Source organism: Paraplanobispora siamensis, assembly GCF_016863175.1.
Lineage (GTDB): Bacteria > Actinomycetota > Actinomycetes > Streptosporangiales > Streptosporangiaceae > Planobispora > Planobispora siamensis.
This window is the reverse complement of the sequence record NZ_BOOJ01000028.1, coordinates 61,285-74,063: the sequence shown is the minus strand read 5'-3', so window position 1 is coordinate 74,063 and position 12,779 is coordinate 61,285. Positions and strand designations below refer to the sequence as shown.

The 12,779-nt window shown below is 74.9% G+C and carries 9 protein-coding genes; 3 read left to right on the top strand and 6 right to left on the bottom strand.

Annotation, left to right across the window (positions count from 1 at the left end; genetic code table 11):
* Positions 1-391 precede the first annotated feature (391 nt).
* The 5 genes from Psi01_RS16235 to Psi01_RS16215 form a co-directional block, all read right to left on the bottom strand.
* The gene (locus tag Psi01_RS16235) at positions 392-1,564 is read right to left on the bottom strand and encodes a VWA domain-containing protein (RefSeq protein ID WP_204064849.1); all 1,173 of its coding nucleotides are present in this window, start codon (positions 1,562-1,564) and stop codon (positions 392-394) included.
* The gene (locus Psi01_RS16230; protein WP_204064848.1) at positions 1,564-4,272 is read right to left on the bottom strand and encodes a DUF5682 family protein; all 2,709 of its coding nucleotides are present in this window, start codon (positions 4,270-4,272) and stop codon (positions 1,564-1,566) included. Before Psi01_RS16230 ends, Psi01_RS16235 begins: the two co-directional genes overlap by 1 nt.
* Before the next feature lie 69 nt (positions 4,273-4,341).
* Positions 4,342-5,409, bottom strand: a complete 1,068-nt coding sequence (locus Psi01_RS16225; protein WP_204064847.1) for an ATP-binding protein — start codon at positions 5,407-5,409, stop codon at positions 4,342-4,344.
* On the bottom strand, positions 5,406-6,980 hold the full coding sequence (locus Psi01_RS16220; protein ID WP_239127757.1) for a DUF5691 domain-containing protein: 1,575 nt from the start codon (positions 6,978-6,980) through the stop codon (positions 5,406-5,408). The genes Psi01_RS16225 and Psi01_RS16220 overlap by 4 nt, the downstream gene beginning before the upstream one ends.
* Positions 6,977-8,518 carry an SWIM zinc finger family protein gene (locus Psi01_RS16215; RefSeq protein ID WP_239127756.1) on the bottom strand — a complete coding sequence of 514 codons (1,542 nt, stop codon included), beginning with the start codon at positions 8,516-8,518 and terminating at the stop codon, positions 6,977-6,979. The genes Psi01_RS16220 and Psi01_RS16215 overlap by 4 nt, the downstream gene beginning before the upstream one ends.
* A 284-nt stretch (positions 8,519-8,802) precedes the next feature.
* On the opposite strand from Psi01_RS16215, the gene Psi01_RS16210 reads away from it, so the two are divergent.
* Positions 8,803-9,234, top strand: a complete 432-nt coding sequence (locus Psi01_RS16210) for a cupin domain-containing protein (protein ID WP_204064846.1) — start codon at positions 8,803-8,805, stop codon at positions 9,232-9,234.
* Positions 9,235-9,288: 54 nt separating this feature from the next.
* The gene (locus tag Psi01_RS16205; RefSeq protein WP_204064845.1) at positions 9,289-9,771 is read left to right on the top strand and encodes an NUDIX hydrolase; all 483 of its coding nucleotides are present in this window, start codon (positions 9,289-9,291) and stop codon (positions 9,769-9,771) included.
* A gap of 197 nt (positions 9,772-9,968) precedes the next feature.
* Here the strand turns inward: Psi01_RS16205 and Psi01_RS16200 are convergent, their stop codons facing one another.
* On the bottom strand, positions 9,969-10,898 hold the full coding sequence (locus Psi01_RS16200; protein ID WP_204064844.1) for an FAD-dependent oxidoreductase: 930 nt from the start codon (positions 10,896-10,898) through the stop codon (positions 9,969-9,971).
* Between the two features lie 242 nt (positions 10,899-11,140).
* Between Psi01_RS16200 and Psi01_RS16195 the strand changes: the two genes are divergently transcribed.
* Positions 11,141-12,676: an aldehyde dehydrogenase family protein gene (locus tag Psi01_RS16195; protein WP_204064843.1), complete on the top strand. Its 1,536-nt coding sequence runs from the start codon at positions 11,141-11,143 to the stop codon at positions 12,674-12,676.
* The last annotated feature ends 103 nt before the right edge of the window (positions 12,677-12,779 follow it).

The window sequence follows — 12,779 nt, the reverse complement described above, 5'->3', positions numbered from 1 at the left end:
GCACCAGCACCGGCCACATCGAGATTCGACGAACGCCAAGCACCGAGGACCGTCCCCAACCGCGACGCACAACTGATCACCGAGCCCGGGCCTACCGCGGACGTACCTCGCGGACGGGCTCACCAGCCGCTACGCACCGCCGCACCCGCCTGCCGTCTGCCGTCTGCCGTCTGCCGACGCGCTTGTCCAGCTGCCGGACGGCGCGACCCGGGCGGACCCAGCACCCCCCACACCCCACCGCACCCGTCTGCCACCTGAGGACAGACTCGGCTGCCAGGCGGCGCAGCCCGGGCGGGCGACACCCGGCCCACCCCGGAAACGCCCCACGGGCGGGCCATCACCCGCTGCGCACCACCGCACCGCTCCGGCCCCTTCACCGGCGCGAAAGGACTCACCCCGCCGAGCGTTCCAGGTACCGCTCGGCCCACCGGCCGATGTCGCGGCGCTCGATCGCGGCGGCCATCAGGTCGGGGAAGGCGTCGGGGGTGCAGGCGAAGGCGGGGACCCCCATCGCCGCCAGTGCGGCGGCGTTGTCGTGGTCGTAGTAGGGGGCGCCCTCGTCCGACAGCGCCAGCAGGACGATCACCTGCACCCCGGAGGCGGTCATCTGGGCGATCCGGCGCAGCATCTCCTCCCGGACCCCGCCCTCGTACAGGTCGCTGATCAGGATGAAGATGGAGTCGTTGGGCCGGGTGATGAGCCCCTGGCTGTAGGCGATGGCCCGGTTGATGTCGGTGCCGCCACCGAGCTGGGTGCCGAACAGCAGCTCGACCGGGTCGTGCAGCTGGTCGGTGAGGTCGACGACCGCGGTGTCGAAGACCACCAGCGACGTCTTCAGCGAGCGCATCGAGGCCAGCACCGCGCCGAAGACGCTGGAGTAGACGACCGAGGCCGCCATCGAACCGCTCTGGTCGATGCAGAGCACCACCTCGCGCTGGACCGCACGCTGGCGTCTGCCGTACCCGACCAGCCGTGAGGGGATCACGGTGTTCTTCTCGGGGAGGTAGTTCTTGAGGTTGGCGCGGATGGTCCGGTCCCAGTCGATGTCGGCGACCCGCTTGGGGCGGTGGGTCCTGGCCGCGCGGTCCAGCGCGCCGGTCACCGCGGCCTTGGTCTTCTGGACCAGGCGCCGCTCCAGCTCGGAGACGACCTTGCGGACCAGCGCGCGGGCCGACTCGCGCGCCTTCTCGGGCATGACCCGGTTGAGCGACAGGAGCGTGCCGACCATGTGGACGTCCGGCTCGACCGCCTCCAGCATCTCCGGCTCCAGCAGCAGCCGGGTCAGGTTAAGCCGCTCGACGGCGTCCTTCTGCATCACCTGGACCACGGTCGAGGGGAAGTAGGACCTGATGTCGCCCAGCCAGCGCGCGACCCGCGGCGCGGACGCGCCGAGCCCGGCGCCGCGTTCGGCGGACCCGCCCGGTCCACCGGAGCCGCCGCCGCTGTTGTAGAGCGCGGCCAAGGCCCCGTCCATCTGGGCGTCGGTGCCGCTCAGCGCGCATCCGGTGCCGTCGGCGTCCCCGCCGAGCACCAGCCGCCAGCGGCGCAGCCGCTCCTCGTCCATCACGCCCTCCCCAGAATGGCCAGCACGGTCCGTACGGCCGCCGCCGCGCGCTCCTCGTCGATCTCTTCCACCTCGTCGCCCCCGGGCCCCTCGCCGGTGGCCAGCGAGCGGACCCGCTCGCCGATCGAGCGGCGCTCCGGCGCGGCGAAGGCTCCGAAGGTCCGCCGCAGCAGGGGCAGCACATCCACGAAGGCCTCCGGGGACAGGCCGGTCAGCCACCCGTCGACCAGCCCGAGCAGCCGGGCGTCGTGCACGAGCAGCAGCCCGCCTCCGGAGACGAACCCCTCGATCCAGGCCGCGACCCTGGCGGGCGGGTGCCCCGCCGACATCGCCCGCGACATCCGCCGCCCGGCCCGTTCGGCGTCGAGGTCTCCGGCGTCCAGCAGAATCCTGACGAGCCGCCCCTCGATCAGCCCATGCAGATCGCGCCGCCCGGACACCGCGCGCAGCGCCCCCAGCCACCGCTCCTTCGGCCGCTCCCGCACCGGGTCGTCACCCTGCCCGGCCGGTGCCCCACCGGACGACTCCGGCGACCCGCCACCGCCGGGCGAGGAAGAAACAGCCGGTCCCCTCTCGCCCGATCCGGCCGACAGTCCGCCGGACACCCCTGACGGCCCGTGATCGGCGGCGGAGCCCGGCTCGTCCGACCCGGCGGCGGAGCCCGGCGACCGCCGCGCGTCCGCGCCCACATCGGCGTCGGCGTCGAGCAGGCCGACGGCGGCGTGCACCGCGTCGACGTGGCCGAGCAGGTCGCGGGCGGCGTCGTCGTCCAGTGCGGTGACCGCCCCGCCCAGGCCGACGCAGATCCGGGTGAGCATGGCGTCGACGATCACCGCCAGGCCGGCGGCGGGCGTCCCGCGCACGTCTCCGTAGCGCTGAGCCCGGACCATCGCCGGCAGCGCCGCCATCAGGTGCGTCACGTCACCGTCCAGCGCCGCCCGTTCGGACAGGGCGTCCAGCACGTCCGGCAGCGCCTCCTGCAGGTCGGCGAGCAGGCATCGCTCCACCAGCCCGGTGAGATCGGCGAGCGAGACCCCGCCCGGACCACCCGACCGGCCCGGACCACCAGAACCGCCGGAGCGACCCGGGCCGCCGGGAGCACCCGGCCTGCCCGGAACACCCGGCCCACCGGGACCGCCCGGACCGCTTCCGCCGGGACCGCCCGATCCGCCCCCGCCCGGGGCGTTGTTCCCCTGCGCGCCACCGCCGTGCCCCGCTCCCCCCTTGGCGAGGTCGCGGACGCGGGCGGTGGCCGCGGCGGGCACGGTGGTGCCCCAGGCGCTCGCCTCGATCAGGTCGAGGTCGAACTCGGGGCGCCAGGCGATCATCCAGGACTCGCGGAAGGTGCCCTTGCTCCGGCTCTCCCGGGGGGTGCCCCAGCCGACGCCGAGCAGGCGCAGGCGGTGCAGCAGCCTGCTGCGGTCGAGGTCGAGGGGCTTGCGCAGGTCGAGGTCGATCTCCCGGTCGAGCGCCTCCGCCTTGAGCTTGAGCCTGCGCTGTTCCTCTCGCAGGTGGCGCTGGAGGGGGACCATCGGGGTCGTGTCGGGGACGTGGCCGAGCCGCTCGCCCACGACCATCCGCCGCTGGATCAGCTCCACCGGCAGGCCGTCGCCCTCGCACAGGACGGCCCTGACCGCCTCGGTGACCTCCGCCAGCCCGGCCAGCGGGCGTCCCCGCAGCACCGCCAGGGACCGCGCCAGCCGTACCGCCTCGATGACGTGCGCGGAGGAGACCGGCAGGTCCTCCTCGCGCAGCAGCCCGGCGGCCTCGGTCAGCCACCGCTCCACCGGCCGGTCGGGGGAGGCGAACAGGTGGTGGTACCAGCCGGGGGAGGTCACGCCCGCGCCGTATCCGCTCCAGGCGGCCAGCCGCCCGTAGGTCCACGGCACCCAGGTCATCTCCGCCTTGACCTTCGGCAGGCCGCGCAGCAGCGCGTCGTCCGCCTTGCCCGTCGGCAACCCGGCGCCCCAGGCCCGCCCGCCGTCCCGGCCCGCCAGGGCGGGGACGTGCCAGGCGCCGCAGACCACGGCGACCCGCTCGAACCCGTCCCTGACCGCCTTGCGGATCGTGCGGCGCATGAAGGCCTCGCGGCGCGCCTCGTGCTCGTCGGGGACGTACCCCTCGCGGACCGCGGTCATCGCCTCGGCGATCACCTGGAACGGCGTGTCGCCGCGGTGCTCGACCGCGTCCTCCCACCACCGCTCGGGGTCGTCGTATCCGGCGGCGCGGGCCAGCTCGCCGATCGGGTCGATCCGTACGGCCCGCTCCCGGTCGCCCGCCTCCCCGGAGGATTCGTCCCGCCCGCCCGCGCCGGGCTGCCCGGCCGGGCCCGTCTCCGCGCCGGGGTCCGGCGCTCCGGCCTCGTCCGGGACCTGCGGTTCCCGCTCCGGAAGAGCCAGGCTGTGTACGGCGGGCAGGTCGCAGAAGCGCACCGGCACGCCCGCCCCCACCGCGTAGCGGATCGCCTGCCACTCGGGCGAGAAGACGGCGAACGGCCAGAACGCGGCCTTGGCCGGTTCGCCCGGCACGTGTGCCAGCAGCGCCACCGGCGGCTCCATGTCGGGCTCCGCCGCCAGGTCGACGAGCCCGTCGGCCTCGGGCGGCCCCTCGATGAGCACGATGTCGGGCTTGAGGCGCTCCAGCTCCTCGCGCAGGGAACGCGCGGAGCCCGGCCCGTGGTGCCGGACGCCGAGAACGGATACGTTCACCGCCCGCCTCCTGTCATGTCTCCGTGAGCCCTCCGCCGCCCGCCGCGTCGCCGATCTCCCGCGGCGGGCTCAGTCGGCGTCACGGCACGCCCGGTAGAAGTCACGCCAGTCCCGGCGCTCGCGGACGACGGTCTCGAGGTATTCACGCCACACGACACGGTCGGAGACCGGGTCCTGGACCACGGCGCCGACGATTCCGGCGGCCACGTCGGAGGGGCGCAGCACGCCGTCGCCGAAGTGGGCGGCCAGGGCCACGCCGTTGGTGATGACCGAGATGGCCTCGGCGGTGCTGAGGGTGCCGCTGGGTGACTTGACCTTGGTACGGCCGTCCTCGGTGGCGCCGCTCCGCAGCTCGCGGAAGACCGTCACGACCCGGCGGATCTCCTCCAGCGCCGTCGGGATCTCGGGCAGCTCCAGGGAGCGGCCGAGCTGCTCCACCCGGCGGGAGACGATGTCCACCTCCTCCTCGGCGGTGGCCGGGACCGGGAGCACGACGGTGTTGAACCTGCGGCGCAGCGCGCTGGACAGCTCGTTGACGCCCCGGTCGCGGTCGTTGGCGGTGGCGATGACGTTGAACCCGCGCGCCGCCTGCACCTCCTCGTTCAGCTCCGGGATCGGCAGCGTCTTCTCCGACAGCACGGTGATCAGGGCGTCCTGGACGTCGGAGGGCATGCGGGTCAGCTCCTCGACCCGGGCGATGCGGCCCTCGGCCATCGCGCGCATCACCGGGCTCGGGGTGAGCGCCTCCCGGGAGGGGCCCTCGGCCAGCAGCCGCGCGTAGTTCCAGCCGTAGCGCACCGCCTCCTCGGCGGTGCCCGCCGTACCCTGCACCAGCAGGGTGGAGTCGCCGCTGACGGCGGCGGCCAGGTGCTCCGAGAGCCAGGTCTTGGCGGTGCCGGGTACGCCGAGCAGCAGCAGCGCCCGGTCGGTGGCCAGGGTCGCCACGGCCACCTCGACGATGCGGCGGGGACCGATGTACTTCGGGGTGATCCGCTCGCCGTCGCCCAGGATGTAGGCGGTCACCGCCCACGGCGACAGCTTCCAGCCCGGCGGCCTGGTCCGGTCGTCGTCCTTGGAGAGGATCTCCAGCTCTTCGGCGTACTGGTCCTCGGCGTGCGGGCGCAGCACCGTCGTCATCGAAACTCCTTAAGCATGTCGTCACGGAAACGCAGGAGGGCGGCGACCTCCTGGACGGGCGGTTCGGGCGACAGCCGTTCCGCCAGGCCGTACAGGGCGGGGTCGACGCGTTCGCCGGCCAGCCGGCTCAGCTCGCCGAGGTTCCACGGCTGGGTGCCGGACAGCTCGACGATCTTCTGGAGCACGGCCTTGGACAGCTCGGGCCCCCACGGGGCGGCGGCCCCGCCCAGGACCATGATGAGCTGGCCGTCCAGGCCGTGGGAGCGGACGAACCTGGCGGCCACGGCGCCCTGCTCCTCGCGGGGCAGTACGGCCAGCAGGTCGGCCAGGGGATCCCAGTCGAACAGCTCCCGCGCCCAGACGGGATCGCCCTGGAGCACGGCCGCCCGCACCCAGCCGGCCATGACCTCCCGGCCCCAGTCGACGACCTCCATGCGGACGAGCTCGCCGGGCGGGCGGCCCAGCAGTTCGCTCCAGACGCCGAGCGGCGTGCGGGCCACGAGCTGTTGCAGCCACCAGCTCCGCTCGCCGGTGCCGTGCGGCGGCTTGGCGCGCACGCCGTCGCGCTCCATCTCGGCGTCGCACTCGAAGGGCGGGTCGACGTGGATCCTCCCGTCGGCGACGGCGAAGCGCCGGGACACGCGCTCGGCCATGCGCCGGGCCAGCCGCGAGCCGGGCAGGCGGGTGAGCAGGTCGGCTGCCTGGTGCCTGACCTCGCGGCGGCGGTCGTCGAGCGCGGCCTCCAGGAACGGCTCGTCGTCGGGGGAGAGCCCGTCGGCGAGGATCTCCAGGAACGCGGCCCGGTCACCGGGCGCCTCCTGCTCCCAGGTGGCCGCGAGCAGCTCGCGCGCGGCCGCGGGGTCGGCGGCCCGCAGCGCGCTCAGGTGGACGCGGCGGTCGCCGGAGGTGCCCAGCTCCCACACCTCGGGGCTCGGGTCGGCCGCGGTGGCCTCCTCCAGCAGGAAGCTCCACGCGGGGTTGAGCCCGGCCAGCCAGCGGCCCCGGTGTCCGGCGAGGACTCCCAGGTGGGGCCGGATCGAGCGGTCGCGGGCGGCGTGGTCGAGAAGCTCGGGCAGCAGGTGCGGCGCGAGCCGGTGCCCGCGGCCGGCGGCGGTCTCCAGCCACTCGGCCAGCAGCCTCGGCCGTTCCCCGCCGAGGATGCGGGCCAGTCGGTCGGCGGCGGCCCGCGACACGGCCGGCCGGTCCTCCGCCGGGGCGGCCTCCAGCGCCTCGCCCGCCCGCAGCCGCTGTCCGGCCCGGGCCCGGACGGTGCTCACGGCGGCCCGTTCCAGCAGTTCGGTCGCGGGGTCGGCGACCGGGGAAGCGGCCGCGCGGCCGGCGGCGTGGGCGGCCGTCGCAGGGCCATCGGTGCGGTCGGCGGTCGCCGCAGGACCGGCGGCCGGGGAAGCCGCCGCGGGACCACCGGTGCGGGCCGCGACGGCGGGCGGGTCGGGCAGCGGTCTGCGGTCGGTGCCGACGAGCGCGGTGGAGACCAGGTCCTGCCAGGCGGTCATGGCCGCCGCGGCGGACTTCGTCGGGGAGTTCGTCGGCGTGCTCGTCTGGGAGTTCACAGCACCACCACCCGGCCTTCCTCGTCCCAGGTCGACAGGGGCCGCAGGCCCCGGGGGGTCCATTCGGCGGCGACCGTCAGCGGATGCCCGCCGGAGACGGCGACCAGCCGCCAGGGGGTGCCCGCCGAGGGGTGCAGCGGGAGCCCCCCGGAGGCGTCGCCGAGCAGCCACGAGCCGTTCCCCATCGGGACCACCCCGTCGAGGACGATCGGCCAGGAGTCCGTCCACGGGTCTCCCGCCAGCGCGTCCGCCACCTCCCGCAGCGCCTGTTCCGGGGTGGAACCGGGCGGTACCGCCGTGTCCGGTCCGGACGCCCGCTCCGAGACGGAGTCGTGCCGGGCCGGATCGGGGACGGCGTCTTGGGAGGCCACGGCCGAGGCGGCGCCGTGGGAGGCCACGGACGGGACGGCGTCCTGGGGAACCGTCGACGGGGCGGCGCCGTGGCGGGTCGCCACGACGGCGCGCAACGGGGAGGCGCCGGGGTAGAAGGCGAGATCGGCGTCGACGACGGTGCCGGTGACGAGTGAGGCGTCGAGGGCGTGGCCGACGGGGGCGAAGGACAGCACCAGGGCGGCCCGGCCGGTCTTCCTGCCGCGCAGCCACACCCGCCGCGTGATCAGCCGGTCCTGCTCGTGGTCCCGCCGGCCGAGCACGTGCCACAGATCACGGACCTTCTCCCCCGCCAGCACCTCCTCCTTGGTGACCGGGAACCCGACGCGGGAGCGCACGGTCTGCCGGAGCTCCGGCCCGGCCGGGTCTCCGGCGGCGGGGACGCCCTCCGACCGGCGCCGGTAGGCGACGAGCAGGAGGTGCAGGAGGGAGTATTCGGCCAGCAGGCGGGCGGGCCAGTCCTCGGTGGACAGGACCGAGCCGAGCCGGGAGACGGTGCCCGCGACGCCGGGCGCCTGGGCGTCGACCAGGCGCTTGACCAGATCGTCCCAGTGGTCGTGGCGCCGCGATCCGGCGATGCCCTGCCGTATCTGGTCGGCCAGCCAGCGCTCCAGCTCCGACAGGCCGGCCGCGACCCGCTGCTCGCGCCGCTCGGCGCGCCGGGAGTCGGCGCTCTGGCCGGGACCGGTGCCCGGCGCGCCGGGCACCTGGCCGGAGTCGGCGCCCGATGTGCCGGGATCCCCACCCGCACCGGCGCTGTCGGCCTGCGTCGTGCCGGGCTCGGCCGTACGGGCCGGGGAGGCGGCCTTCTCGGCGCGGGCGCGGCGCTGGGCGAGCCACTCGCCCACCCAGTCGGCCGGTTCGGCGGCCGGCGGCACGCCGTCGGCCGACCACAGCAGCAACAGGCCCAGGGCGTGCTTGCAGGGGAACTTCCGGCTCGGGCAGGTGCACCGGTAGGCGGGCTCCGACAGGTCCACGCACGCCCGGTACGGCTTGGACCCGCTGCCCTTGCACTCACCCCACACCGCCTCAGCGGTGACGCCGGTGCCCGACCACTTGGCGGGCGAGGACACCCCGTGGGCCGCTTTCTGGGACGCGGCGTCGGGCGCGAGCGCCAGCACCTGGTCCCGGTTCCACCGTTCGATCACGCCCGAACGCTAGCCAACCTCGCCGACAAATTCGGCCGGCCTCCATACGATGTCCGCCATCGCCGGTAAAAACCCGGTATGGGGTGTCCCAGCCCTCGCCTCCCGCCATGGCGCGATCCGGCGTCGCCTCCGGAAACCGGTGAGACGGACATGACCCGACGTCGCTCCGGAAAACCCGCGAGCCGGACGCGATCCGGCGTCACCTCGGAAACCGGCGGGCCCGACGTGACCCGGCGTCGCCTCCGGAAATCCGGGAGCCGGGCGCGGAGCCTAGGATCGGTGCGGTGACGACTCCTCCGCGCCCGCCGCTCGCCGAACTCCTGGACCTGCAGCCCCACCCCGAGGGGGGCTGGTTCCGGGAGACCTGGCGGACCTCCCACTCCCTCACTCCGGACGGGTACGGCGGAGCGCGGGCGAGCGCCACCGGGATCTACTTCCTGCTGGGACCGGGTGAGGAGTCCCGCCCGCACGTGGTCCGCTCCGACGAGGTGTGGCTCTGGCACCGCGGCGGCCCGCTGACCCTGGTCCTCGGCGGCCACGAGGGCCAGCCGTCCAGCACGCTCACCCTCGGCCCGCTGGTGGAGGAGGGCCAGGTCCCCCAGGCCCTCGTCCCGGCCGGGACCTGGCAGGCGGCCCGCCCCGCCGGGACCGAGGCGGTGCTGGTGAGCTGCGTCGTCTCCCCCGGCTTCGACTTCGCCGACTTCCGCATGATCTGAGCGCGGCCCGGGACCGGTGCCGTCCTCCGGAGCGGTCCCGTAGAGTCTCCGATCATGATGGGAACCACCTGTCTCACCGCGGCCGGCAGGCCGGCCTTCGTGGTCAACGTCGAGGTCTTCCTGGAGCGGGACGGCCGCTGGCTGCTCATCGAGCGCGGCGCGCAGGAGGCCCACGCTCCCGGCCTGCTCAGCGGCGTCGGCGGCAAGGTCGAGGTCTCAGGCACCGAGCCCGGCGCCGACGTGCTCGAGGAGACGGCCCGCCGGGAGGTCGCGGAGGAGATCGGCGTCGATCTGGCCGGGACCGGGCTCGCCTACGTGGGCAGTTCGTTCTTCGTCACCGACGACGGCGACCCGGTGGTCAACGTGGTGTTCCGGGGGCCGGTGCCGCCCGGCGCCCGGCCCGTCGCCGCCTCGCCGCAGGAGGTGGCCGGGCTCGTCTGGCTCACCGTCGCCGAGGCGGAGGCGGACCCGGGCTGCCCGCCGTGGGTGCTGGACAGCCTCCGGCGCGCGGCGTCGAGCCGGTCGCACCCCGGCTGACCACGCCCCGGCCGGCCTCGGCGGACCCTGCGCGTCGAGGGACCCGATCGATCCGGCCGCCTGCCGTGTGCGGTCGGAAATGTCGGTGGGCGGCGGCACACTCGGGGGGTGACAGTGGAAACGGCCGTTCTCACCGGTGCCGCGGGACGAGCCGGGTCCGCGCCGCGTCCCGCCGCACCGGCGGCGGCAGCGCGCCGTCACAGCAGCATGCCCGCCACCTCACGGGCGCAGCCCCAGGACATGCTGACGCCCACGCCCCCGTGGCCGTAGCAGTGGATCACCCGGGAGTCCCCGGACCGCTCCTCCTCCAGCCGGATCCGCTCGCGGCCCGGGCGCAGCCCGACCTCGACGCCCAGCACCCGGGCCCCGGCCAGCCGCGGCTCGACCTCGGCGCAGCGGCGCAGGATCTCCTCGGTCTGCGCCGGGTCGGGCTCGGTGTTCCCGTCGCCGTCGGCGGAGGTGCCGCCCAGCACCACCCGGTCCCGGTGCGGCATGTAGCTCGTCCAGGAGGTCCCGAAGCCGCCCTCGAAGAAGAAGTCGTCGAGCCCGGGGTTCTCCACCACCACGTGCTGCCCGCGCACCGGGCGCACACCGGGGTCGCCGGCCAGCTCACGCGCGCCCAGCCCGCTGCAGTTGACCACCACGGGCGCGCCGCCGAGCGCGTCCACGGGACGCACCTCGATCTCGCCCCCGGCGGCGGCGAGCCTCCGCTCCAGATAGCCGAGATAGCGCGGCATGTCGACCAGCGGCGAGGAGATCCAGAACGCGACGGGGAACCCGGCGTGCTCGTCGGGCGCGCACGGGGCGAACCCCGGCAGCTCCTTCGCCCAGGGCGGCGTCTCCTCACCCAGCGTGCTGACCAGGCGTCCCCGCGCGACGCGCACCCCGGTGTCCGGGTCGCCGGCCAGCGCGGCGAACTCCTCCAGACTCGTCCGCTGCCAGCCGACCGCCGCCGCCAGCGGCTCGGAGAAGACCGGTCCGCCGATCATGGCACCGGCCACCGCCGAGGTGGTGCGGCGGGGCGGCGACGCCGTACGGACGCGCACGTTCAGCCCGCCCTCCGCCAGGCAGACCGCCGTCGTCAGACCGATCACACCCGCGCCGATGATCAGAACGTCCTCGTCCATGGATCCCCGCCCGTGTCGATGCCGGAGGCCGCAGCCGGGACCCGCCCGGCCCTGCGGGCCAGGCTATGCGCGCCGCCGATCTTCGGCAACGCCCGCCGGAGCACGGCTCGTACGGCCCGCGCGGCCGGAGCGGAGGCGGGAGCCCTGGAGCGGCGGATACGGGGGTCCCGGAGCGGCGGATGTGACGGCTCGTCGGCGCGCGGAGACAATGCGGTTACACGCCCTATCCAAGGAGGTCAAAGGTGACCCTCGACATCGTCTCCCTCATCGGCGGGAAGGAAGCGTCCGGCGACGCGGTCTACGACTCGATCAACCCCTCCCGCGTGGACGAGGTCGTCGCGCGCGTACGGCTCGCCGACGCGGAGACGTTCTCCTCCGCCTGCCGTACGGCCGCCGCCGCGCAGCGGGACTGGGCGCAGGTCCCCGCCCCGGTGCGGGGCCGGGTGATCGCCTCGATCGGGCGGCTGGTGGAGGCCAACGCCGAGGCGCTGGCCCGGCTGGTCACCAGGGAGATCGGCAAGCCGTACGCCGAGGCCCTGGGCGAGGTCCGCGAGATCGTCGACACGTGCGACTTCTTCCTCGGCGAGGGGCGCAGGCTGTACGGGCAGACGGTGCCCAGCGAGATGCCGGACAAGAGCCTGTTCACCTTCCGGGTGCCGGTCGGGGTCGCGGCGGTGATCACCGCGGGGAACTTCCCGGTCGCGGTGCCGTCCTGGTATCTCGTCCCGGCGCTGCTGTGCGGCAACGCGGTGGTGTGGAAGCCCGCCGAGTACGCCGCCGCCTCCGCGCACGCGCTCTACCGGCTGTTCGCCGCGGCCGGGCTGCCCGAGGGCGTGCTCAACCTGGTGCTGGCCGACGGCGAGGCGACCTATGCCGGGCTGGAGGCGGCGCTGGGCGAGGGCACGGTGCACAAGGTCGGCTTCACCGGTTCCAGCGCGGTCGGCAGGAAGATCGGCGAGCTGTGCGGGCGGCACCTGCAGTCGCCCTGCCTGGAGCTGGGCGGAAAGAACCCGATGGTGGTCATGCCGGACGCCGACCTGGACCTGGCGGTGGAGGGCGCGCTGTTCGCCGGGTTCGGCACGGCCGGGCAGCGCTGCACCTCGCTCGGCACGGTGATCGTGCACGAGAGCGTCCACGACGAGTTCGTCGCCCGCTACACGCGCGCGGTGGCCGGCGCGACGATCGGCGACCCGGCCGGGGACGTGCTGTGCGGGCCGCTGCTGGACCACAAGTTCGCCGAGCGCTACGAGGAGTACCTCGGCTGGATCGAGCCGCACCACACGGTCGTGTCCGGTCCCACCGGGCGGATCACAGAGGACAACCCCCGGAGCGGGTTCGACGGCGCGGGCGGCCTGTACTACCACCCGGTGGTCGTGGACGGCGTGCGCGCGGGCGACCGGCTGTTCATGGAGGAGACCTTCGGGCCGATCGTGGGCGTGACCGCGTTCGGCACGCTGGAGGAGGCCGTCGAGCTGGCCAACCTGCCGGGGTACGGCCTGTCGTCCTCGATCTACACCACCGACCCCAAGGCCGCCTTCCGCTTCCGCGCGGGCATCGGCGCGGGCATGGTCAGCGTCAACAACTCCACCTCGGGGGCCGAGGCGCACCTGCCGTTCGGCGGTAACGGCAAGTCGGGCAACGGCAGCCGCCAGTCGGGGATGTGGGTGCTCGACCAGTTCACCCGCTGGCAGGCGATGAACTGGGACTACTCCGGCCGCCTGCAGAAGGCCCAGATGGACGTGGCCGAGATCGTCCCCGATCTGGAGTACCGAATCTGATCTTTGCCGTTCGACGGGGTTGGCACCACCATGATCGCGGCATTTCCATGAGGGGGCGACCCCGCCCGCGAGGGGCCGCGTGCTGCGGCGCGACCCCTCGCGG

What these genes read in the sequence shown, in the direction of transcription:
- Psi01_RS16205 (WP_204064845.1), top strand. Translation starts at nt 9,289, where the DNA reads ATGATGGGAACCACCTGTCTCACCGCGGCCGGCAGGCCGGCCTTCGTG.
- Psi01_RS16200 (WP_204064844.1), bottom strand. Translation starts at nt 10,898, where the DNA reads ATGGACGAGGACGTTCTGATCATCGGCGCGGGTGTGATCGGTCTGACG.
- Psi01_RS16235 (WP_204064849.1), bottom strand. Translation starts at nt 1,564, where the DNA reads ATGGACGAGGAGCGGCTGCGCCGCTGGCGGCTGGTGCTCGGCGGGGAC.
- Psi01_RS16225 (WP_204064847.1), bottom strand. Translation starts at nt 5,409, where the DNA reads ATGACGACGGTGCTGCGCCCGCACGCCGAGGACCAGTACGCCGAAGAG.